The 19522-nt window shown below is 69.1% G+C and carries 20 protein-coding genes; 6 read left to right on the forward strand and 14 right to left on the reverse strand.

Going from position 1 to position 19522, the window contains the following annotated elements:
* Nucleotides 1–14: 14 nt before the first annotated feature.
* The 4 genes from MAE01_RS03640 to MAE01_RS03655 all read right to left on the reverse strand — a co-directional run bounded on the left by MAE01_RS03640 (nucleotide 15) and on the right by MAE01_RS03655 (nucleotide 4562).
* A complete protein-coding gene (locus MAE01_RS03640; protein ID WP_147038178.1) occupies nucleotides 15–3161 on the reverse strand; it encodes an efflux RND transporter permease subunit in 3147 nt (1048 codons plus the stop codon).
* A 3-nt stretch (nucleotides 3162–3164) separates the two neighbouring features.
* Entirely contained in the window at nucleotides 3165–3740 is a 576-nt protein-coding gene (locus tag MAE01_RS03645) for a TetR/AcrR family transcriptional regulator (RefSeq protein WP_147038179.1), read from the reverse strand.
* Between the two features lie 67 nt (nucleotides 3741–3807).
* Nucleotides 3808–4167, reverse strand: coding sequence for a fluoride efflux transporter FluC (locus tag MAE01_RS03650; RefSeq protein WP_147038180.1), 360 nt, complete (start codon nucleotides 4165–4167; stop codon nucleotides 3808–3810).
* Nucleotides 4164–4562 (reverse strand): fluoride efflux transporter FluC, encoded by a 399-nt coding sequence (locus MAE01_RS03655; protein WP_229718242.1) that lies wholly within the window; start codon nucleotides 4560–4562, stop codon nucleotides 4164–4166. Before MAE01_RS03655 ends, MAE01_RS03650 begins: the two co-directional genes overlap by 4 nt.
* A gap of 89 nt (nucleotides 4563–4651) precedes the next feature.
* On the opposite strand from MAE01_RS03655, the gene MAE01_RS03660 reads away from it, so the two are divergent.
* Together MAE01_RS03660 and MAE01_RS03665 are read left to right on the forward strand one after the other, a co-directional pair.
* Nucleotides 4652–5638 (forward strand): squalene cyclase, encoded by a 987-nt coding sequence (locus tag MAE01_RS03660; protein WP_147038181.1) that lies wholly within the window; start codon nucleotides 4652–4654, stop codon nucleotides 5636–5638.
* A gap of 61 nt (nucleotides 5639–5699) precedes the next feature.
* Complete coding sequence (locus tag MAE01_RS03665; protein ID WP_147038182.1) at nucleotides 5700–7238, forward strand: FAD-dependent oxidoreductase; 1539 nt, start codon at nucleotides 5700–5702, stop codon at nucleotides 7236–7238.
* 3 nt (nucleotides 7239–7241) lie between these two features.
* Here the strand turns inward: MAE01_RS03665 and MAE01_RS03670 are convergent, their stop codons facing one another.
* Genes MAE01_RS03670 through MAE01_RS03680 form a run of 3 tightly spaced genes read right to left on the reverse strand, consistent with a single transcriptional unit; the run spans nucleotide 7242 to nucleotide 9224 of the window.
* Nucleotides 7242–8036 carry a nitroreductase family protein gene (locus MAE01_RS03670; RefSeq protein ID WP_147038183.1) on the reverse strand — a complete coding sequence of 265 codons (795 nt, stop codon included), beginning with the start codon at nucleotides 8034–8036 and terminating at the stop codon, nucleotides 7242–7244.
* Between the two features lie 4 nt (nucleotides 8037–8040).
* Nucleotides 8041–8418: a hypothetical protein gene (locus tag MAE01_RS03675; protein ID WP_147038184.1), complete on the reverse strand. Its 378-nt coding sequence runs from the start codon at nucleotides 8416–8418 to the stop codon at nucleotides 8041–8043.
* Nucleotides 8419–8447: 29 nt separating this feature from the next.
* Nucleotides 8448–9224: a MerR family transcriptional regulator gene (locus MAE01_RS03680; protein ID WP_147038185.1), complete on the reverse strand. Its 777-nt coding sequence runs from the start codon at nucleotides 9222–9224 to the stop codon at nucleotides 8448–8450.
* Nucleotides 9225–9385: 161 nt separating this feature from the next.
* Between MAE01_RS03680 and MAE01_RS03685 the strand changes: the two genes are divergently transcribed.
* Nucleotides 9386–10225, forward strand: coding sequence for a DUF4097 family beta strand repeat-containing protein (locus MAE01_RS03685; RefSeq protein WP_147038186.1), 840 nt, complete (start codon nucleotides 9386–9388; stop codon nucleotides 10223–10225).
* Nucleotides 10222–10854, forward strand: a complete 633-nt coding sequence (locus MAE01_RS03690) for a PadR family transcriptional regulator (protein WP_147038187.1) — start codon at nucleotides 10222–10224, stop codon at nucleotides 10852–10854. Before MAE01_RS03685 ends, MAE01_RS03690 begins: the two co-directional genes overlap by 4 nt.
* A gap of 12 nt (nucleotides 10855–10866) precedes the next feature.
* On the opposite strand, the gene MAE01_RS03695 is transcribed toward MAE01_RS03690, so the two are convergent.
* Nucleotides 10867–11409 carry a universal stress protein gene (locus tag MAE01_RS03695; protein WP_147038188.1) on the reverse strand — a complete coding sequence of 181 codons (543 nt, stop codon included), beginning with the start codon at nucleotides 11407–11409 and terminating at the stop codon, nucleotides 10867–10869.
* A 150-nt stretch (nucleotides 11410–11559) separates the two neighbouring features.
* Here MAE01_RS03695 and MAE01_RS03700 point away from each other — a divergent pair, with 150 nt between their 5' ends.
* On the forward strand, nucleotides 11560–11748 hold the full coding sequence (locus tag MAE01_RS03700) for a DUF3073 domain-containing protein (RefSeq protein WP_144794491.1): 189 nt from the start codon (nucleotides 11560–11562) through the stop codon (nucleotides 11746–11748).
* A gap of 84 nt (nucleotides 11749–11832) precedes the next feature.
* On the opposite strand, the gene MAE01_RS03705 is transcribed toward MAE01_RS03700, so the two are convergent.
* The 3 genes from MAE01_RS03705 to purM are packed head-to-tail and all read right to left on the reverse strand — an operon-like array spanning nucleotide 11833 to nucleotide 15734.
* Nucleotides 11833–13140, reverse strand: coding sequence for an MFS transporter (locus MAE01_RS03705; RefSeq protein WP_147038189.1), 1308 nt, complete (start codon nucleotides 13138–13140; stop codon nucleotides 11833–11835).
* The gene (gene purF, locus MAE01_RS03710; RefSeq protein ID WP_147038190.1) at nucleotides 13137–14609 is read right to left on the reverse strand and encodes an amidophosphoribosyltransferase; all 1473 of its coding nucleotides are present in this window, start codon (nucleotides 14607–14609) and stop codon (nucleotides 13137–13139) included. The genes MAE01_RS03705 and purF overlap by 4 nt, the downstream gene beginning before the upstream one ends.
* Nucleotides 14610–14615: 6 nt before the next feature.
* Complete coding sequence (purM, locus tag MAE01_RS03715; RefSeq protein ID WP_147038191.1) at nucleotides 14616–15734, reverse strand: phosphoribosylformylglycinamidine cyclo-ligase; 1119 nt, start codon at nucleotides 15732–15734, stop codon at nucleotides 14616–14618.
* Between the two features lie 82 nt (nucleotides 15735–15816).
* Between purM and MAE01_RS03720 the strand changes: the two genes are divergently transcribed.
* A complete protein-coding gene (locus tag MAE01_RS03720) occupies nucleotides 15817–16422 on the forward strand; it encodes a zinc-binding alcohol dehydrogenase (protein WP_147038192.1) in 606 nt (201 codons plus the stop codon).
* 95 nt (nucleotides 16423–16517) lie between these two features.
* Here MAE01_RS03720 and MAE01_RS03725 read toward each other — a convergent pair whose 3' ends face one another.
* The 3 genes from MAE01_RS03725 to MAE01_RS03735 form a co-directional block, all read right to left on the reverse strand.
* A complete protein-coding gene (locus MAE01_RS03725; RefSeq protein WP_147038193.1) occupies nucleotides 16518–16832 on the reverse strand; it encodes a potassium transporter Trk in 315 nt (104 codons plus the stop codon).
* Between the two features lie 50 nt (nucleotides 16833–16882).
* Nucleotides 16883–17713 carry a siderophore-interacting protein gene (locus tag MAE01_RS03730; RefSeq protein ID WP_147038194.1) on the reverse strand — a complete coding sequence of 277 codons (831 nt, stop codon included), beginning with the start codon at nucleotides 17711–17713 and terminating at the stop codon, nucleotides 16883–16885.
* Between the two features lie 138 nt (nucleotides 17714–17851).
* The coding region (locus MAE01_RS03735; RefSeq protein ID WP_186806103.1) for an HtaA domain-containing protein at nucleotides 17852–19522 on the reverse strand (1671 nt) is incomplete at its 5' end.

Raw genomic sequence — 19522 nt, forward strand, 5'->3', positions numbered from 1 at the left:
CGCCCACTCGCCTCCTACGCCTGGTGCTCGCGCAGCTCGCGACGGGTCGCCGGGTGCTCCGGGCCGTCCGGCTCCGGTGCATCGCCGGCATCCGAACCACCGTCGTCGAGACCGCCCTTGCGCGCCCGCCGGCGCTCGCGCGCACCCTCGACCAGGTTGTAGAGCGTGGGCAGCACGACCAGCGTCAGCACGGTCGACGACACGAGTCCGCCGATCACGACGATCGCCAGCGGCTGCGATATGAACCCGCCGTGACCTGTGATCCCGAGCGCCATCGGCGTGAGAGCGAAGATCGTCGCGAGCGCAGTCATCAGGATCGGGCGCAGACGCTTCTCGCCACCGGCCATCACGGCATCCCGGGTCGACAGACCCTTCTCCCGGTACTGGTTCACCAGGTCGACGAGAACGATCGCGTTCGTGACCACGATGCCGATCAGCATCAGCACGCCGATCAGCGACGCGACGCCCAACGGCACGCCGGTCGCGATCTGCAGCAGGATCGCACCGGTCGCCGCGAACGGCACCGAGATGAGCAGCAGCAGCGGCTGACGCAGCGACTTGAAGGTCGCCACCATCACGACGTAGACGATCAGGATCGCGGCGAGCATCGCCAGCCCCAGCTGCGAGAACGAGTCGGCCTGCTGCGAGGCGACGCCGCCGACCTCTGCCGACGCGCCGTCCGGCATGTCGACCGCCTCGAGCGCGGCGGTGACTGACGCGGTCGCGGTCGCGAGGTTGTCCGAGGCCGGCGGAACCGTGACCGTCGCCGTCCGGCGCCCCTGCTGCGTCGTGATCGAGGTCGGCCCCTCGGCCTCCTCGACCGAGGCGACATCCGTCAGCGGCACGAGACCGGTCGGCGTCGGGATCGTGAGCGCACGCAGCTCGTCGACGGTGGCCGGCGGCTCCTCGGCCGCGAGCAGGACGGTCAGCGCGGTGTCGTTCAGCTCGACCGATCCGATCTGCTGCGGACGCATCGTGCTCGAGACGATCTGGCCGACGGCTGCCTCCGACAGGCCGAGCCCGGCTGCGGCTTCGCGGTCGACGACCACGGCGATGTACGGCAGGGACGCGGCCAGGTTGTCCGTGACCTGGCCGATGCCGTCGCGTCCCTCCAGCTCGTCGGTCACCGCTGCGGTCGCCTCTGCGAGCGCTTCTCCGTTAGGGGCGGTGATGTTCACCTCGATGTCGGTGGATCCGAATCCGGCTGCGGCGCTCACTTCGATCTCGCCGACGCCCTCGAGATCGTCCGTGGCTTCCAGCACGTCGGCCCGGAGCTGCTCCTGGTCGACGTCCGCCGACGTCATGATCGAGTACGTCACCCCGGCACCGCCGGAGAACGCGTCGCGCAGCGACGAGCCGCTCGAGCCGATCGAGACCTGCACGTTCTCGATGCCGTCGATGCCCTCGAGCGCATCCTCGACCTGTGCGGCCGCGGCATCCTTCGCCTCGAGGCTCGCCGACGGACCGAGGTCCTGCGTGACGGTCATCGTGTTCTGACCGGTGTCGCTGAGGAAGTTGATCTTCATCAGCGGAGCGGCCGCCAGGGTGCCGCCGAGCACGACGACCGCGATGATCACGGTCAGGCCCGAGTGCTTGAGCGTCCAGTTGAGGATCGGACGGTATCCACGCTGCAGCGCAGTGGGCGGAGCATCCGGGTGCTCCGGGTCGATGACCTCGCCGCTTTCGTCCTTCAGCTCCTTGCCGGGCTTGAGGAACCAATAGGCCAGCACCGGCACGATCGTCAGCGCCACCAGGAGAGAGGCGACCATCGCGATCGTCACGGTCATCGCGAACGGGCGGAACAGCTCCCCGACCATGTCGCCGACGAACACGATCGGCAGGAACACCGCGACGGTCGTGATGGTGGATGCCGTGATGGCCGCTGCCACCTCGCGCACCGCGAGGCGGATCGCATCGCCCTTGTCGGCGTTTCCGACATAGTGCCGCTTGATGTTCTCGATCACGACGATGGAGTCGTCGACCACGCGGCCGATCGCGATCGTGAGCGCGCCGAGGGTGAGGATGTTCAGCGAGTATCCGAACGCCTGCAGCCCCACGAAGGTGATCAGGACGCTGGTGGGGATCGAGATCGCCGTCACCAGGGTCGAGCGGATCGACAGCAGGAAGACCAGGATGACGATGACCGCGAACACGAGACCCAGAAGACCCTCGGTGGCGAGCGTCTCGATCGACTGGACGATGAACGGCGCCTGATCGAATACGACCGTGAACTCGGCATCCGGGAAGCTCTCCCTGAGTTCGTCGATCGCGGCGACCACGCCGTTCGACACCTCTACGGTGTTCGCGGCGGGGAGCTTGGTGATCGAGATCGACAGGGCGTCCTCGCCGTTGACGCGCGAGATCGATGAGACCGGCTCGGACTCGAGCGTCACGGTCGCGACGTCGGCGATCGTGGCATCCGTGCCGACGAGCGGAAGCGCGGCGATCTCGTCGACGGAGGCGATCTTCGCGCCGGTCTGCACCGTGAGGGTCTGCCCGTCCTCGGTGATGTCGCCGCCAGGGAACAGCGTGCCGTTCTGCTGCAGCGCATCCCGGATCGCCTGGGTGCTCACGCCGGCGACGGCGAGCTTCGCCTGGTCCGGGGTGATCGTGATCTGCTGCCCCAGCCCGCCGACGATCTCGGCGGCGTTGACGCCTTCGACGTCCTCCAGCGCGGGGATCGCGACGTTCTCGAGATCGGCCTGCGCGGTCTCGGCATCATCGAATCCGGTGACGGCGACCTGGATGACGGGGAAGTCGTCGATCGAGACCGACAGCACCTGCGGCTCGACATCCTCCGGCAGGGTCGAGGAGATGCGGTTGATCGCCTGCTGCATCTTCTGCTCGGCCGTCGCGAGGTTCTCGCCGTAGGTGAAGGTGGCCTGGATGATCGACGCGTTCGTCGTGCTCGTCGCGCTGGTCGACTCGAGCCCTGGCACGCCCTGGATCGCGGTCTCGATCGGAGTCGACACGTCGTTCTCGACGACCTCGGGCGAGGCACCGGGGTACGTCGTCATGACGACGAGCGCCGGCAGCTCGAGAGAGGGGATGAGCTCCTGCTTGAGGTTCGTCAGCGCGAGTCCGCCGAACACGGCGGCCACGATCGTGATGAGAGCGATCAGCGCACGGTTGCGAAGGCTGAGGACGGCGAGGTTCGACACGGTTCAGTTCTCTCTCGTGGTGCGGCTGTCGTCGCCGAGGATGCCGGCGAGCGCGGTTTCGATGATGTGGCGAGGCAGCGGAGCGTCGTCGATCTGCGAGTGCCACAGTACGCCGTCGAGGAAGACGGCCGCTGCCGTCGCCCGTTCGGGTCCGTGGACCGGCTCGAGCACGGCCGCGAAGTCCTGCGACCAGCTGCGGGCGAGTTCGCGCAGCTTCGGATCGTGCACGGCGGCGGTGACGACGGCGCGGTCGGCCTCGATGCCGGCGGCATCCGCCATCGCGCGGGCCAGGAACCCGGCGATCGCCTCTGCCGTCGCACCCTCCGCGGCGAGCGTCTCGCGCATCCGCTGCATCTGCACGTCGACGTGCGAGACGAGCAGCTGGAGAGCTGCTTCGCGCAGATCGTCGAGGGTGTCGAAGTACTGCGTCGTGGCGCCGAGGGGAACGTCGGCACGCGCGGCGACCATGCGGTGCGTGATCGCGTCGACGCCGACCTCGACGATCAGCTCGGCGGCGGCGAGCACGATGGCGTTGCGGCGGGCCTGTGGGTCTCGTCGGCGGCGCGGGGAGTCGGGCATGGTTCTCCTGGACGTCTGTACATGTACGTTTGTACAGAATCGCCCTATGCGGTGGCTGAGTCGCGCCTCAGAGAAGAGAGCCGAGCCAGAGACCGGCGAGCGCCGCGAGGACGGTCGCCGCGAAAGTCCCGAGCAGGTGCCCGACCGAGGCCGGACGTTCGCCGTCGCGCCACAGCGCCAGGGCGTCGAGCATTGCCGTGCTGAAGGTCGTGTAGCCGCCGAGGAGCCCTGCGCCCACGACGAACATGGATTCGGGGATGGATGCCGTGACCGCCCCGAGCGCGAACGATCCGGTGACGTTCACGACGACGATCCCCCACGGGAAGTGCCCTCTCGTGAGCGATGTGATGCTCACGTCGACGAGGTAGCGCAACCCGGCGCCCACACCGCCGGCGATGGATGCGAGCAGGAACACCAGCGGCGTCATCGCGAAGCCCTCGCTCGTGACCTCGGGCGTCCGAGCCGCATGCCGAGTGCCGCTGCGGCGATGCCGAGCCCCAGTATGAGTGCCGCATAGGCCGCGGCGGCCGGCGGAGCACTCGCCCACAGCTCGACCGTTCCGACCGCGAAGGCGCTGTAGGTCGTGAACCCTCCGAGGATGCCGGTGGCCAGGAACACCCGCATGTCCTTCCACCGACCCCTGAGCCCGTCGAAGGGCAGGCGAGCCGCCAGCACGCCGATGAGCAGTGCGCCGAGGACGTTGACCGCGAGGGTCGCAAGAGGGATGCCGGCAGCATCCGGAACCAGGAACCCGATGCCCAGTCGGGCCGCCGTGCCCAGCATCCCGCCCAGCATGACAAGGAGCAGGCGGCCGAGGGTCACGTCGGCAACTCTAGCCGTCGGCGATAACGCCCAGTCTCCGGCAGCGGCTGAGGCTGTCGAAGCGCCGCCGACCGGAGTAGCGTGCGAGCATGCCGGCACCAGCGAGCACCCTGGAATGGTTCCTCGATTCGGACCCTGCGATCCGATGGCAGGTGGAGCGCGACCTCGTCGGCGCCCCGGCAGATGTCTGGCAGGCGACGCGCGCGCGGGTGGCGACCGAGGGGTTCGGGGCCGCTCTGCTCGCCAAGCAGGACGACGACGGGCAGTGGGCGGGCGGCGCGTACTTTCCAGCCGGATTCTTCGACAGCACCGAACGCGAGGCCCCGGGGCAGCCCTGGATCGCGACCACCTGGTCGCTGAGGGACCTGCGCGACTGGGGCGTGGATGCCGCGGCACTGACCGGCACGGCCGAGAAGCTCGCGGCGAACTCCCGCTGGGAGTACGAGGACATGCCGTACTGGGGCGGCGAGGTCGACGTGTGCATCAACTCGTTCACCCTCGCCACCGGCGCCTGGCTCGGGGCGGACGTCTCGCGGCTGGTTGAGTGGTTCCCCGCCCACCGGCTCACCGACGGCGGCTGGAACTGCGAGGCGGAGGAGGGCGACTCGATCCGCTCGTCGTTCCATTCGACGTTGAACGCCGTGCGCGGCATCCTCGCCTATGAGCGCATCACGGGCGATCTGTCGATGCGCGGTGCGCGGCACCGCGGCGAGGAGTATCTCCTCGAGCGGCGCCTGATGCGACGAGCATCCACCGGTGAGGTCGTCGGCGACTTCGTGGGCGAGTTCGTCCACCCGAGCCGGCACCGTTACAGCGCGCTCGCGGCTCTCGATCACTTCCGCGACGTGTCGCTCGCCGAACCGGCAGCGCAGGACGAGCGGATGGCGGAGGCCGTCGACCTCGTGCGCTCGAAGCGACAGCCGGACGGAACCTGGCTGCAGACCGCTCCGCTGCGCGGACGAACCTGGTTCGACATCGACGCCCCTGAGGGGCAGCCGTCGCGCTGGCTGACCCTCATCGGCACGCGCGTGCTCGACTGGTGGGACGCCGGAAGCCGAGATTCCGCGCCCGCGTAGAGCCGATTACGCGGATGTCAAGGCTGTGGATGCTGGAATGCTGACCCCGTTGACTGGCGCCATGACACCTCTGTGGAAGCTCACCCCGACCGCACCGCTCGGTTCGCCGTTCGAGCCCGAGGCGCACCACGACGCCGTCATCGTCGGCGCCGGCCTCACCGGCCTGTCGACCGCGGTGATGCTCGCCCGCGAGGGACTGGACGTCGCGGTGATCGACTCCGGCGACATCGCCGAGCTGGCGTCGGGCGGCAACACCGGCAAGGTGTCGCTGCTGCAGGGACAGCAGCTCGCCCGGATCCGCCGGCATCATCCGGCATCCCTCGTGCGCGCGTACGTGGACGCCAACCGGGCCGGCATGCAGTGGCTGACCGACTTCGCCGACTCGTCCGGGGTCTCGTACCGCCGACGCACGGACCACTCCTACGCGACGAGCGTCGAAGGCCTGGATGCTGTGAAATCCACCTACGACGCAGCCCGCGAAGCGGGACTGCCCGCCAGGATGCTGGCGGCGGGCGACCTGTCGACAGCGCCGTTCCCGGCGTCCGGAGCAGTCGCCCTCGACGATCAGGTGACCATCGACCCGGTGCAGGTCGCACGAGCCCTGGCCGAGGCACTGCTCGAGGCCGGCGGCACCCTGCACACCGGCATCCGCGTCACCGGCGCCCATGCTCTCCCCCACGCGCGCGTCGAGACCGCGGCGGGCCCGATGTTCGCCGAGCACATCGTGCTCGCGACCGGCACCCCGGTCATCGACCGCGGCCTCTACTTCGCGAAGGTGCGCGGCATGCGCTCGTACTGCGTGTCGTTCCGCGTCCCGGGAGCCCTGCCGGAGGGGACTTTCATCTCGGTCGACGGCACGACCCGGTCGATCCGGCCCGTCTCCGACGCCGACGGTCCGGATGCCGCGACCCAGCTGGTCGTGGGCGGCAACGGCCACCCGGTCGGCCGCTCGGAAGGGGAGACCGCGGCGATCGAGGACATCGTCGAATGGACGCGCGGGCATTTCCCCGGCGCGGAGGAGACGCACCGGTGGTCGGCGCAGGACTACGAGTCGCACAACCTGATCCCGTTCGTCGGAGCCATGCCCCGCGGCCTCGGTCGCATCCGGTTCGCGACCGGTTACGCCAAATGGGGTCTGTCGAACGCTCCGGCCGCTGCGCTGCGCCTCACCGCCGAGATCCTCGGCATTCCCCGGGGCGATCGACCGGACTGGATGACCACGATCGGCACGAGGCTGACGGTGCCCGCCGACATCGCGCGCGGTGCCACCGAGGGCGCCAAGGTCGCCGCCGAGCTGGTATCCGGGTGGAAGGACGCCGAGTCGAAGTCCGTTCCCGTCGCCAGGCCGGCCGAGGGCAGCGGCGTGGTCGCCAACCGAGATCTCCGGCCGGTGGGGGTCTCGACCACAGGCGGTGTCACCCGCGGTGTGAGCGCGGTCTGCACGCACATGGGCGGCGTGCTGGACTGGAACGACGCGGAATGCACCTGGGACTGCCCGCTGCACGCCTCGCGCTTCGCGCCGGACGGCACTCGCATCGAGGGTCCGGCGCTGCGTGATCTGCGCGCGGTCCCCCGCACCGCGCGCCCCGCCGAGCACTGAGGCTCAGCTCTCGTCCCAGCCCTCTTGGGGCGTCTCGCAGTCCTCGCGGAAGACGTACTGCGAGACGAGCCGCCGCTGGCTGCTCGACCAGTCGATCGCGGGACGCCTCTGCTCCGCGGGCAGATAGCCCAGTCGGTACACGGCCATCAGCTCGAGGTCGTCCGGCACGCGCAGCAGTCGCACGATCTCCTCCCAACGGCCCGGAACCTCCATCGGGAAGGAGACGAACTGGATGCCCATGCCGAGCTCGACGGTCGTCAGCCAGATGTTCTCCATCGCGGCGCCCATGCTGAACACCGAGTAGAACGACGACAGCTCCCCCGGCCGGTACTCGCTGCGGTCGAGCATGACGCCGAGCAGCAGCGGTGAGCCCGCCACCAGCTTGCGGTTCTCCTCGCCGAGGGTCCTGGGCACACCGAACGTGTTCATCAGCTTCTGACCGCGTTTGGTGAACACCTGGCTCGTGAAGGGCCGCAGCGCCGCGGGCAGCTTGTCGAAGAGCATCCCGCTGCGCTTGGAGTCCATCTCGGCCTGACTGAACCGGAAGTACGGCTTGTAGCGCTCGAAGAACGTGCCGTTCGACATCGCCTCGGTCATGCTCTCCCCGGAGATGCGTGCGATCTCGTCGATCGTCTCGCGGCTCTCGATGACGACGAAGCGCCAGGGCTGGCTGTTCAGCTGCGAGGGCGCGCGGCCCGCCGCTTCCAGCAGGAGGCGCTGATGCTCGGCGGACACCGGATCGGGCAGGAGTGGCCCGTTGGTCGTCTTGCGGCGGCGGATGGCATCGAGCAGTTCCATGCGGTCACTTCCGGTCGGAGGGGCGGAGCGAGCGTACGAGACTCGCGACGATGAACGGCGCGGCGGCGAGCGCGATGAGCGGATGGCGCCGGCCGTGCGTTCCCGCGAAGGGGATGGCGGCGAGCGGCACGGCGGCCGGGATCAGCGTCAGCGCGGCTCGGCGGCTCGCCCGCCGCGGTGTGCCCCACCACCAGCCTGCACCGACGGCAGCGGCCACCGCGGCGCACGTCGCGATGTACAGCGCGTGGTGCAGCCACCGGAAGCCGCTGGTGTCCACGAGCCTGAGGGCGACGGCCGTTCCCAGCGCGCTGTTCGCGGCGTAGCTGACGGCCGCCGCCGCGAACAGCGGCGTCGCAGTCGTCGCTTTGCGGCGCGAGAGCATGTCACGACCCTACGCGCCCACTCCCGCGATCAGAGGTTCGCCTCGGCGTAGATGCGCAGCGCGTCGCGGACGAACTCCGCGCCGCGCGTGCCTCCGTCGGCGGTGGCGTAGTTGGCGCCGAAGCGCGGATCGGCGACGTACATCTCGCCGAGGCCGAGGATGTACTCCTTCGACGCCCCTGGGGTTCCCGGAACCCCGCTCAGCCACTCCACGTGGCGCTTCGCGAGTGCCTGCGCCTCTTCGGACTCGGGTGCAGCTCCGCTCTCTGCGGCGGCGATCCAGTCGCGTCCGAGGTCGGAGACGAGCTGCTGCCATTCGGCGCGCTCGGCATCCGTCATCCCGCGCCACCAGCGGTCGCTGTCGGCGTATGCCTGCTTGCCCCAGCGCTGCTCGACCTCCTCCTTGTACTGGGTGTGGTCGAATCCGTCGAACATGTTCTCTGCCATGAGAGACTCACCTGCTTCCAATGCGTTGATGGTTGATTCGACCGACGCGATCTGCCGCGCCAGCCGGTTCTGCTCCTCGCGCAGATACGCGAGGTGCGTCACAAGAGCGGATGCCGCATCGCCCGGCTCAGCCGAACGGCCGCTGAGCACCTGACCGATCTGCGGCAGCCCGAGCCCGAGCTCCCGCAGCAGAAGGATCCGCTGCAGGCGCACGAGGGCGGCCTGGTCGTAGTGCCGATAGCCGTTGTGCGCGATGCGCGTGGGGGCGAGCAGCCCGATGTCGTCGTAGTGACGCAGCGTCCTGCTCGTGGTTCCGGCCAGGCGGGCGATCTCCTGGATCGACCAGTCGCGTGTGCTCACGGCATCCCTCCGTTCCTCTCGATATCTCCACGTTAGAAGTTGACGCGACGTCAAGGTCAAGCAGTTCTTGAGAACTATCTTGACCAACTCGCGATATATCGTGTTACTCTCGACCCAACGCGATATATCGCGACAACGGGAAACCAACCGAGGAGAACCCAATGACCGAGAAGTGGCTCATCGCCCCGGGCGAGGAACGCGTCATCGACATCGCTCAGGCGACCCGGCTCAAGGTCGGCCTGGTCGGTGGACAGGTCGACGTCATCGCCCACGACGAACCCGGCATCCGCATCGAAGTGAGCGGCGTGACGGTGAAAGACCTCCGCATCGAATCCGACGGAACGCAGATCGAGATCGACCACCCGCAGCTGGGCTGGGACAACTTCCTCGAGGTGTTTCGCAACTTCGGATCGGGCGGTCCGCGCGCCGAGGTGAGCGTCGCAGTCCCCCGCAGCATCGCCCTGAACCTCGGCGTCGTCAGCGCCGGCGCGCTCGTCTCCGGCCTCGCAAATGATGCCCGGCTCAACACCGTCTCCGGCGACATCATCGTCGACACCCACTCGGGCGACCTGACGCTGAACTCCGTCTCGGGCGACGTGCAGGTGCGCGGTCTCACGGGAGCCGCGAACGCGAACAGCGTCTCCGGTGACGTCGCACTCACCGGCTCGGTGCGCAAGGCGACCGTCGACACGGTCTCCGGCAGCATCTGGGTGGATGCCGCGGGCGCCGTCAACACCATCAACCTGAACACCGTCTCGGGTAACAGCACGATCCGTCTCGAGGAGACACTGCCTGCCAACTACGTCGTGCGCTCGATGAGCGGCGGGGTGATGATCGACGGCGTCGACCGGGGAAACTCGGGACCCACGAACTTCACCGGATCCACCGGCGAACTCGCCGGCTCGTTCGTCGACCTGCGCACCAACTCGGTGTCGGGCGACACGACGGTCCTGCGCCGGCCGCTGACCACGGTCGCCGACGACGAGGAGTGGGACTCATGACCCCCGCCGTCTTCTCGCACGGCGACCTGCGTCTGTACCTGCTGTCGCTGCTCGCCGAGGCGCCGCAGCACGGCTACGGCATCATCCAGGCACTGACGGACCGCACCGGAGGCACGTACACCCCGAGTGCCGGCACCATCTACCCGCGGCTCGCGAAGCTCGAGGAGGAGGGTCTGGTCACGAAGACCGTCGACGGCCGCACCACGATCTATGCGATCACGGATGCCGGTCGCGCCGAGCTCGCTGGCCGTGAGGGCGATCTCGCCGGCATCGAGTCGGGCCTTGCCGATTCGGTCCGCCTCATCGCCAGCGAGGTGCGCCAGAGCGTGCAGGAGGCGATGAAGAGCCTTCGCGCAGACCTCGCCGCCGCGGCGAACGATGAGCGGACCGCGGCGAAGACGCGGCCCTCGACCGCGCGGCCGATGGGCGACGAGCGGGGCACGAGTCGTGAGCAGCTTCATCGGGCGGATGCGTCCGTCAACGCCTTCCGCGCACGGGTGCGCACCGATCTGCGGACGCACGTCGCGCGCGGCGGAGTGCTCGCCGAGAGCGTCGTGACGGAACTCGAGAACGCCCTGGATGCCGCGGCGCGCGCGGTGACCCGAGCACTGGGCTCGCCGGACCGCTGAAACGGCTGCTGGCTACTCGGCCCAGATCTCGGGCTGGTCGTCGGGAACGGACTCCTCCAGCGGCACGACCAGGACGGAACGGTGCTGCCGGTGGGCCAGCCGGGCTGCCACAGACCCGGTGAAGAACTCGCGGATCGATTCACCCAGGCCCCGTTTGCGCGTGCCGACGACGATGAGCTGCGCGTCGAGCTTGTTCGCCAGCTGCTTGATCGCCAGAGCCGGGTCGCCGACGAGCTGGCGCGCCGTCCAGTTCAGGCCGCTCCCCTGCAGTGCGGTCGCCGATTCGGCCTGCACCTCGTCGAACTCGGCGGCGCCGGCTTCGATGTTCAGATCGATCGGTGCGGAGTGGACGTAGCCGTCCGGATCCTCGTACGTCACGAACCGCGTGACGTCGACGTGGACGACAACGAGGGGCGCACTCAGCAGCTTCGCGAAGCGCGCGGCCTCCTCCAGCACGTGCGAGGCCTGACCGGGCTGCATGCCCACGATCACCGCCTTCTGCAGTGCGGCATTCTGGGCCGTTTCGTCGGACGGGGAGGAAGCCTGGTCACTCATGGATATCGTTCCCTTCACCTGCCGGCGAAGGCCAGAGGACCTGGCCCTCGTGCTATCCTGAATGCTACTCTTACCGGCCGCACGCCGGTGTCGTGAAATGCCCCGGGCGCCTGATCGCCCGGCAGCTGAACTCGTTAGGGGGTCTCGCGCATGGGCCGTGGCCGTCAGAAGGCGAAACACACCAAAATCGCCCGCGAACTCAAGGCGTACAGTCCGTCGGTGAACTACTCCGCTCTCGAGCGCGAGCTTGCTCACCCGTCGGACGACGAGAACGCCTACGTCGACAAGTGGGCCGACGAGTACGCGGACGAAGACGAAGACGAGCTCGAGAAGGCCTGACCTCTCGCGCCGCATGACCCCGCCACTACGGTAGCGGGGTCTTCGTCGTGCCTCCGGCCGCCCGGTCCCTGATGGCTGGCGAGATCACCAGCGGCCATGGCGCGACTCCCACTCGTCCTCGACGGTGCGCCGCCGGCCGGCGATGATCCCGAACGGGATCGATACGACGAGCACGGCGCCGATGACGATCAGCGAGACGGTCCAGCCGCCGGTGAGGTCGTGAAGCACTCCCACCAGCAGCGGGAAGACCGCTGCGAAGACGTATCCGGAACTCTGCACGAAGCTGCTCAGCGCGACCGCGCTCTCCGGCGTACGGGCGCGGATGCTGATGAGGACGAGCGCCAGGGGGAACAGCACGCCGACGGTCCCGAAGATCGCGACCCAGAGCCAGACGGTCACGCTGTTCGACCAGAACAGCAGCCCGAGCACTCCCGTGATCCCGCAGGCGACGGCGATCGCGAACAGCGTCCTCGTCGCCTGGAACCGGACCACCAGCACCGGCACGAGCAGTGACGCCGGCAGCCCCATGGCGGCGAACAGCGACAGCAGCAGTCCCGCGACGGCGGGGGAGACGCCGGCGACGTCGGTGACGATGGCCGGCAGCCATGCGAACGAGACGTAGGCCATGATCGACGAGGTGCCGAACACGACGGCGATCGCCCACGCGAGCGGCAGCCGCAGCAGCCGCGAGAACACGCGCGAGTTCGCGGGGGCGACCGCGATCGGGCCGGTGGAGAGCTCGGCGGGGTCGATCGCCTGTGCGGCCTGCGCCCCAGGGACTCCAGCGTCACGTCGAGGGGATGCCGGCTGCCCTGCAGTCTTTCCGGCCGCGAGCATCACGATCCACGGCACGGCTCCGGCAATGGCGAAGACGCCCCACACTCCGAGCGAGAAGCGCCAGCCCGCGGCATCCGCCACCGGCACCGCGACGAGCGGCGGCAGGAACGTCGACAGCGACATCGCCGTCGTGTAGAGCGTCATCATCGTGCCGATGCGGTCGGGGAAGTATTTCTTCACCAGCGGCGGCAGCAGGATGTTGCCCATCCCGACGCCGGCGAAGATCAGTGCCGACGTGAGGAGCAGCGGGATCGACCCGAACGAGAGGCCGCGCAGGATCAGACCCGCGGCGATCACCAGGAGGGCGATGACGGTGACGCGCTCGATGCCGAGTCGGCGTTCGAGCAGCGGCGTGCACAGGCCGAACACCGCGAAGCACACCGGCGGGGCGGTGCCGATCAGCCCCACGATCGCCGTGGGGAGCGGGAAGTCGGCTGCGACGTGGTCGAGCAGGGGTGACAGCGACGCGACCGCCGAGCGCAAAGAGAAGGCACAGAGCAGGATGCCGAGGACGGCGAGCACCCGTCCCCGCCACCGCGGGACGGGCGGCGTCACGAAGACTGGGAGCTCTCCACCCAGTCCAGGTACTCGTCGGTGACCGTGCCGGTGACGTAGCGTCCGTCGAAGCAGCTCATGTCGAGGTCGGTGACCTCGGATCCCTCGATGATCGCAGCCTTGAGGTCTTCGACCTCCTGGTAGACCAGGTGGTCGACGCCGAGTTCCTTGGCGATCTCGGGGATGGTGCGGCCGTGGGCGATCAGCTCATGCTTCGAGGGCATGTTGATGCCGTACACGTGCGGGTAGCGCACGGGCGGGGCGGCAGACGCGAACGTGACCGAGAGCGCGCCGGCATCCCTGGCCATCTGGATGATCTGCTTGCTGGTCGTCCCGCGCACGATCGAGTCGTCGATCAGCAGCACGTTCTTGCCCTGGAACTCGGTCGACATCGCGTTGAGCTTCTGGCGCACGCTCTTCTTGCGCACCGCCTGGCCCGGCATGATGAAGGTGCGCCCGACGTAGCGGTTCTTGTAGAAGCCCTCGCGGTACTCGATGCCGAGCTTGCGGGCGACCTCCATGGCCGAGGGCCGCGCGGAGTCCGGAATGGGCATGACGACGTCGATCTTGTCGCGCGGCACGTGCTTGGCGATGGTGTCGGCGAGACGCTCCCCCATGCGCAGGCGCGACTCGTAGACCGCGATGCCGTTCATGGTCGAGTCGGGGCGGGCGAGGTAGACGTACTCGAACGCGCACGGGTACAGCTTCGCGTCTGTCGCGCACTGCTGCGAGAACAGTTCGCCCTGCTCGGTGATGAAGACGGCCTCGCCGGGCGCGACCTCGCGGACGACCTCATAGTCGCCGTTCTCGAGGACCAGCGACTCGCTCGCGACGATCCACTCGTCGCGGGTTCCGCCGTCGGCCGCCTTGCCGTCGCGGCGTCCGAGGATCAGCGGGCGGATGCCGAACGGATCGCGGAAGGCGAGCAGTCCGTAGCCGGCGATCACTGCGATGACGGCGTAGGCGCCCTCGATGCGCTCGTGCGTGCGGGTGACGGCCTCGAAGATGCGCTCGGGATCGAGGTCGACGTGGGAGGTCGTGGTCTGCAGCTCGCCGGCGAGCACGTTCAGCAGCAGCTCGGTGTCGCTGGACGAGTTCAGGTGCCGGCGGTCGCGCTTTGCCATGTCAGCGGTGAGCTCACGCGTGTTGGTGAGGTTGCCGTTGTGGATGAGGACGATGCCGTATGGCGCGTTCACGTAGAACGGCTGCATCTCCTCTTCGCTGGATGCCGTGCCCTTGGTGGCGTAGCGCACGTGACCGAGGCCGACGTTGCCGAGCAGGGAGCGCATGTCGCGGGTGCGGAAGGCCTCGCGCACCATGCCCTCTGCCTTGGTCGTGTGCATGACGCCATTGGGCTCGGCCGTGGCCATGCCGGTGGCGTCCTGCCCGCGGTGCTGCAGGAGCAGCAGTGCGTCGTAGATGTCCTGATTGACCGGGCCGCCTGCGACCACTCCGACGATTCCGCACATGGGGTGTTACTTCGCTCCGTCCGCGTACGCGCCCACCAGGCGCACCGCACCGCCGTCGACGCCCTTGGCGCCCTCTTCGAACTCGCCGGCGGGGCGCTGGCCCATGCCGATCGTGGCAACCTGCCAGGCGTCGATGCCCTCGGTCGCCAGCGCCGCGATGGCGGCATCCTTCTGGCCCTGGTCGATGACCGCGAGGAACCCGATGCCGAGGTTCCAGGTGCCCTCGGTGTCGGTCAGCGGGGTGCCGGCGATGTCGCTGAGCACGCGGAACACCGGGCTGGGCGACCAGGTCGAACGGTCGACCTCGGCCCAGCTGCCGACGGGCAGCACGCGAGCGAGGTTGGCGGCGATGCCGCCGCCGGTGACGTGGCTGAGCGAGTGGATGCTGCCCTCGGCAAGCGCGTCGATCAGGCGCAGGAGCGGCTGCGTGTACAGGCGGGTCGGCTCGAGGAGCGTCTCGCCCCACGTGGTGCCGAAGTCGGCGGCGTCGTCGCCGTAGCCGATGCCCGCACCGGTGATGATGTGGCGCACGAGCGAGTAGCCGTTGGAGTGCAGACCGCTGGAGGCCAGCGCCAGGACGACATCGCCGTCCTGCACGCGGTCGGCGCCGAGTACGGCATCCGCCTCGACGATGCCGGTGGCGGCACCCGCGACGTCGTAGTCGTCGACGCCCAACAGGCCCGGGTGCTCGGCGGTCTCGCCGCCGACAAGAGCCGTGCCGGTCGCCGTGCACGCGTCGGCGATGCCGCGGACGATGTCGGCGATGCGCTCCGGGACGACCTTGCCGCAGGCGATGTAGTCGGTCATGAACAGGGGCTTGGCCCCCACCACGACGATGTCGTCGACGACCATGCCGACCAGGTCCTGCCCGATCGTGTCGTGCTTGTCGATGGCCTGCGCGATGGCGACCTTCGTACCCACACCGTCGGTGCTGGTCGCCAGCAGCGGCTTGGTGTAGCCCAGCAGCGCGCTGGCGTCGAAGAGGCCGGCGAAACCACCGACACCGCCGAGCACTTCGGGGCCGTGCGTCGCACGGACGGAGGTCTTCATCAGCTCGACGGCGAGATCGCCGGCAGCGGTGTCGACACCGGCTTCGGAATAGGGATTGGTGGAGGAGGCAGCCACGAGACAAGAGTACCGCCGCGCGGGGCGGGCAGATTCCGTGTGACCCGCTACGAAGCCCCCCTACCTCCCTAGGATGGGGGCCATGGCCGACAAGCCGCAGTGGTTGATCCGCGAAGACGCCGGGGTGCCGGTGCTCATCGCGCTCGCGCTGCGGCAGATGCTCGGCATCCGCGAGCCGGAGGATCTGCCCAGTCTGCGCGACCTGCAGGTGCGCGCGCCGGATGCCACGGACGCGACCCCGGCGCTCGAGGAGCAGTGGCGCGAGTACTGGGACATGACGGTCGAGCCGCGTGCACATCCCTCCGATGTGCCGCTCGAGCTGATCGAGGGCTTCGACACGCTCGTCGCACTGCCGGCCAGCGGTTCCGAGGAGTTGCGCGAGGCGATCGCTCCGCTCGCCCCGACTGCGCTGCAGTACGCGCACGCCGCGCACAACCGCTATGTCAGCACGATGAAGACGGCCACCGGCGGCGGCGCATACCGTGCCTACGCGAGTGCCATCGCCGAGTTCGAGCGAGAGGTGGGCAGGCGGGCGCACTCGTTCGAGTTGAACGTGCAGGTGCTGCCGTTCTCTCAGCGGGGACTGTGGTGGATCGGCGCACTGACCGTGGCGGTGACCGACGGGCTGCGACGCGATGTCGTGGCGTTCGACGCGGCGATCCGCCCGATCATCGGCGAACTCGCCTGACCGGCGCGCCCTTGCGGGATGGATTCGGGCTGCTGACCGCGCTCAGAACCGACGAACCGAATACAGCATGATGGGCCGCGGAACGCGGCAGGGCCTCAGTCGGATTCGATGATCGTCTCGCGGTCGACGCGAACGACTCGGTCGTGCCGGCGGGCGATGCGCTCCAGCACCACGGCGACCATTCCGCCGAGCGCCAGGCCGATCGGCACGGTCCACAGCAGTGCGAATCCGAAGACCTGCCCCGGCGGGTAGACGACGTCGAGCGTCTGGGACGGCTCGTAATCGCCGACCATGGTCAGGATGCCGGCGGCGATGATGCCCAGGATGACGCCGATGGCCATGAACACGCCGTAGCGCGGCACGCGCCGCACGGTCGCTTCGACGGTCTCATGGGCTTCGGGGGAGGACATGCCTCCATTGTCCCACGGTCTCCGAGCGCGCGTCCCTCTGAGCAGGCGGCTCAGATCTGCCCGACGGCCTCGCGCTTCTCTGCCTGGAACGCATCCTCGCGACGGCCGTACGCCCAGTACGCCGACAGCGACAGCTGCGTGCGGTCGACGCCGCGCTCGTCGGTCAGGTGCGGGCGGAGCTGCTTCATCGCTCCGCGCTCGCCGTGCGCGAACACCTGCACGCGCCCGGGCTGCCATTCCAGCGCGCGGACGGCGTCGACCAGCAGATCGGTCGTGCCGGCCGTCTTCTCGCCGCGGTGCAGCCAGCGCAGCTCGACCCCCGCCGGCGCCGTGAGCTCGAGCTGCTCCGACTCGTCCTGCACCTCGAGGAGGGCGATGCCCGCCGCATCCGCCGGCATGGCCTCGAGCGCCGATGAGATCGCGGGGATCGCCGACTCGTCGCCGACGAGCAGGTGCCAGTCGGCTGCGGCATCCGGAGCGTAGCCGCCGCCGATACCGCCGAGCACCACAGGGTCGCCTGGCTTCGCGTTCGCCGCCCAGGGTCCGGCGATGCCCTCGTCGCCGTGCGTGACGAAGTCGATCCAGATCCGGCCGGCATCCAGGTCGAAGCGGCGGATCGAGTAGGTGCGCCGCGTCGGCAGCAGCTCGATCGGCAGTTCCTCGCGCAGCCGATCCATGTCGTACGGGGGCGTGATCCCGGCCTCAGCCGGTGCGAACAGCATCTTGGTGTACGCGTCCGCGAAGCCGTTGTCCTCGACGGCGGACATCCCGGGGCCTCCGGCGACGATCCGCACCAGGTGCGGGGTGAGCCGGATGCGCTCGATGACCTCCAGCACGATCTGCGGGCGCTGCGGGCGCTGAGGACGTTCCTGCACGGTCATCATCTCTCCTTGTTCGAGACGCGATCACACGCTTCGGTGCGCGTCGGGTGCGTGCGCATCGGCGCACACGCGGCGGTCCGAGGATCGCGAGCGGGCGTGAAGCCTGCCGCGGTCCTCGGACCGTGCGATGCTATCGGTTCAATCCTCGCTCACGCCGGCGGATGCCGTGGCACGGCGTCGCTGCACGGCGACCCCGGTGCCCACGCCTGCGCCGACGACGAGAAGGCCGATGAGGATCCAGCCCCACACCGGGAAGCCGGCGTCCGCCGAGATCGGTTCGATGGCGGCGGTGACCACTGCGGCCTCTCCCTCCTCCGCCTCGTCGTCGACGGGTGCGGCGACGCCGCAGTCGGAGCCGACCGGGATCGTGAACGACACCGGGTCGAAGGTCTCGCCGGCGGAGTACGTGCCGAACGCGGCCGAGCCGTTATCGGTCAGCACAGTGCCGGCAGCGCTGAGGGTGAGCACTCCGTCGGTGTTCGCGGCATCCGCCAGGGAGAACTCGACGAACCGCACGTCCTTCTGGTCGACGGCCTCGCCGCCCTGGGTCGTGCCGGTGATGTCGAACACGATGTAGCCGGTGTCGCCGGCCAGCTCGATGCGCGCGTTGCTCACCTTCGTGTTCAGAGCGCCGTCGTGCCCCTGGAAGGCGATGGTGCCGCCGAAGTCGACCAGACCGGTTCCGGTCTCGTCGTCGTAGGACCCTGTGCCGTCCGACCACACGAACTCCGGGAACTCGTAGACGAGTCCGTCGAGCTCCCATCCGCCGTGCGCGATGCCCTCGATGTAATTGCGGAAGCTCTCCTTGTATCCCCAGTTCAGGGTCGCGCCGTCGACGGTGCACTGACCGATGGCGGCCGAAGCCGCGCGGTCGAGAGTGAACTCGAGTCCGCGGTTGATCGAGCCCTGGAAGGTGAGGGTGTGCGGCCCGTCGGCGAGGGTGGCCGGCAGCGTTCCCGTCCACGTCACGACGCCGTTCGCGTCGGCATCTGCAGTGCCCAGCAGCACGGGCGTCGAGTAGACGACGATCTTGACGTCCTTCTCGTACGGCTGGAATCCGGACACGCTGATGGTCACCAGGTCGCCGGACTGCAGCGCCTCGAGGTTCTCCGCATCGATCTCGACGCCGTCGCGCGTCGGCGGAGTGGCGGGAAGCTGGGCCTTCGGCTGTGCGGATGCCGCCGCCACCGTCCCCACCGCGCCGTTCGGTGCTGCGGCCGGCGTGCCGATCGTGAAGGTCACCGGGTTCAGCGAGGTCGTGAATCCGCTGAGGACCCGGTCGCGTCCGGCAGACGTGAGGGTGGCGGGGGCAGCCGTGTAGGTGACGGCGCCGCTGGCGGTCGTCTTCGCGGCTGCTGCGAGATCCAGCGTGGCGAACGCGACGCGCGAGCCGCCCGAGGTGACGTACAGCGTTGCGGCCGACGGCGAGGTGATCTCGATCCGAGGCTGCGCCACCGTGACGTCGAGGACGCCATGGTGTCCCGTGAAGCGCACGGATCCGTTGTACGAGACCGTGCCGAGACCCGTCGCCGGGTTGTAGGAGGTTCCCGCGGCCTGACCGAACTGGAACTGGCCGCCGGACCGGGTAGCTCCTCCGGAGACGAAGATCTCGCCCTGCGCGGTCGTGGTGATGTAGTTCACGAACGACGAGGAGATCGCCCAGCGCAGCGAGCCACCGGCTGCGGGGGCAGCGGGGGCAGCGGGCGCTGTCGGTGTCGTCGGAGTGGGCGTCGGGACCGGAGCCTCGCTGTCCGCGAACGAGATCGCCTGGGACAGCTCCGCGGCGGCCTGGGTGACCCCACCTGCGGC

The organism is Microbacterium aerolatum (assembly GCF_007988825.1).
In the GTDB taxonomy this organism is placed as follows: Bacteria; Actinomycetota; Actinomycetes; order Actinomycetales; family Microbacteriaceae; genus Microbacterium; species Microbacterium aerolatum.

Excerpts from the sequence above, each read along its gene's own strand:
- MAE01_RS03645 (WP_147038179.1), bottom strand. The coding sequence starts at position 3,740 with ATGCCCGACTCCCCGCGCCGCCGACGAGACCCACAGGCCCGCCGCAAC.
- MAE01_RS03650 (WP_147038180.1), bottom strand. The coding sequence starts at position 4,167 with ATGACGCCGCTGGTGTTCCTGCTCGCATCCATCGCCGGCGGTGTGGGC.
- MAE01_RS03660 (WP_147038181.1), top strand. The coding sequence starts at position 4,652 with ATGCCGGCACCAGCGAGCACCCTGGAATGGTTCCTCGATTCGGACCCT.
- MAE01_RS03665 (WP_147038182.1), top strand. The coding sequence starts at position 5,700 with ATGACACCTCTGTGGAAGCTCACCCCGACCGCACCGCTCGGTTCGCCG.
- MAE01_RS03670 (WP_147038183.1), bottom strand. The coding sequence starts at position 8,036 with ATGGAACTGCTCGATGCCATCCGCCGCCGCAAGACGACCAACGGGCCA.
- MAE01_RS03675 (WP_147038184.1), bottom strand. The coding sequence starts at position 8,418 with ATGCTCTCGCGCCGCAAAGCGACGACTGCGACGCCGCTGTTCGCGGCG.
- MAE01_RS03685 (WP_147038186.1), top strand. The coding sequence starts at position 9,386 with ATGACCGAGAAGTGGCTCATCGCCCCGGGCGAGGAACGCGTCATCGAC.
- MAE01_RS03690 (WP_147038187.1), top strand. The coding sequence starts at position 10,222 with ATGACCCCCGCCGTCTTCTCGCACGGCGACCTGCGTCTGTACCTGCTG.
- MAE01_RS03695 (WP_147038188.1), bottom strand. The coding sequence starts at position 11,409 with ATGAGTGACCAGGCTTCCTCCCCGTCCGACGAAACGGCCCAGAATGCC.
- MAE01_RS03700 (WP_144794491.1), top strand. The coding sequence starts at position 11,560 with ATGGGCCGTGGCCGTCAGAAGGCGAAACACACCAAAATCGCCCGCGAA.
- purF (WP_147038190.1), bottom strand. The coding sequence starts at position 14,609 with ATGTGCGGAATCGTCGGAGTGGTCGCAGGCGGCCCGGTCAATCAGGAC.
- MAE01_RS03720 (WP_147038192.1), top strand. The coding sequence starts at position 15,817 with ATGGCCGACAAGCCGCAGTGGTTGATCCGCGAAGACGCCGGGGTGCCG.
- MAE01_RS03725 (WP_147038193.1), bottom strand. The coding sequence starts at position 16,832 with ATGTCCTCCCCCGAAGCCCATGAGACCGTCGAAGCGACCGTGCGGCGC.
- MAE01_RS03730 (WP_147038194.1), bottom strand. The coding sequence starts at position 17,713 with ATGACCGTGCAGGAACGTCCTCAGCGCCCGCAGCGCCCGCAGATCGTG.